Origin of the sequence: Clavibacter sp. MX14-G9D (genome assembly GCF_032917815.1) — a bacterium.
Taxonomy (GTDB): domain Bacteria; phylum Actinomycetota; class Actinomycetes; order Actinomycetales; family Microbacteriaceae; genus Clavibacter; species Clavibacter michiganensis_K.
Window position 1 is genome coordinate 1 of sequence record NZ_JAVCVL010000376.1, and the last position, 1270, is coordinate 1270.

Annotated in this window: 2 protein-coding genes; one reads left to right on the top strand and one right to left on the bottom strand. The window is 78.6% G+C overall.

The window, feature by feature from the left end; translation table 11 throughout:
- A partial coding sequence (locus Q6969_RS15750; protein WP_317231284.1) for a DUF4232 domain-containing protein occupies positions 1-547 on the top strand: 547 nt, incomplete at its 5' end.
- Positions 548-571: 24 nt separating this feature from the next.
- On the opposite strand, the gene Q6969_RS15755 is transcribed toward Q6969_RS15750, so the two are convergent.
- Complete coding sequence (locus Q6969_RS15755) at positions 572-1246, bottom strand: response regulator transcription factor (protein ID WP_317231285.1); 675 nt, start codon at positions 1244-1246, stop codon at positions 572-574.
- Positions 1247-1270 lie beyond the last annotated feature (24 nt).

Consider the following 1270-nt stretch of genomic DNA (forward strand, 5'->3'; position numbering starts at 1 on the left):
CACCGTCGCCCCGACGTCCGCCCCCGCGCCCTCGGCGTCCGCGGCCCCCGCCGCCGCCGACGGCGCCACCGGCGACCCGGCCGCCTCCGGCGAGGACGCCCGGTGCACCGTCGAGCAGCTGACCGGATCCATCGCGCCCGCCTCCGGACCCGGCGGCGACCCCGGCGAGGGCACGGGGATGAGCCAGCAGCGCGTCACCGTGGTCGTCGCCAACTCGTCCTCCGCCGCCTGCAGCCTGCAGGGCTGGCCGGGCGTCTCCTTCGTCGGCGGCGGCGACGGCACGCAGCTCGGCGTCCCCGCGACGCTCGACCGCGCCGCCGACCACCCGACCGTGCGGCTGGCTCCCGGCGCCTCCGCCCAGGCGCCTCTGCGCTACACGGAGCCGGGCGTCTACGCCGACGCCGAGTGCGGCACGACCGACGCCGACGGCCTGCGCGTCTACCCGCCCGGATCCACCGCGTCGCTCTTCATCGCGTGGCCGCAGGCGGCGTGCACCACCGCGGACCACGCCCTGCTCGAGGTGGGCGCCTTCGTCGCGTCCTCCTGATCCGCGACGCCCGCGCGGGTCGGCTCAGGCGTCGGCGGGCCGAGTCGCCGGCGGCAGCAGGCCCAGCTCCATCGCCAGCGTGACCGCCCGGGTCCGGTCGCCGACGCCGAGCTTCTCGAACACGTGCAGCAGGTGCGTCTTCACGGTCGCGGGCGTCACGTGCAGCTCGGCGGCGATGCGGGCGTTGGTGCGGCCGATCGCGACGAGGGCCAGCACCTCGGTCTCCCGGGGGCTGAGGGCCGGCACGGGGGCGCGCGGCTCCGCCGCCGGGCGGGCGACCTCGCGCACGAGCAGCGCCGCGATGGCGGGCGCGAGGGCCACCTCGCCGCGCGCGACGGCGCGGACGCCCGCGAGGATCTCGTCCTCCGGCGCGGCCTTCAGCAGGTACCCGCGGGCGCCCGCCTCGATGGCGGTGAGGATGCTCGCGTCCGTCTCGTAGGTCGTGAGCACGAGCACGCGCACGTCCGGCGCCTCCTCGCGGATGCGGGTGGTGGCGCCGACGCCGTCGAGGACGGGCATGCGGAGGTCCATGAGGACGACGTCCGGCCGCTCGGCGCGCGCGAGGGCGACGGCCGCCGCGCCGTCGGCCGCCTGGCCCACCACCTCGATGCCCTCCGCGGAGGCGAGGAGGGCGGCGAGGCCGGCCCGCACGACGGGGTGGTCGTCGACGACGGCCACGCGGATGGGACCCGCGGTCATGCGCGTGCCGGCGTGGAGGCGGGC

Excerpts from the sequence above, each read along its gene's own strand:
- Q6969_RS15755 (WP_317231285.1), bottom strand. The coding sequence starts at position 1,246 with ATGACCGCGGGTCCCATCCGCGTGGCCGTCGTCGACGACCACCCCGTC.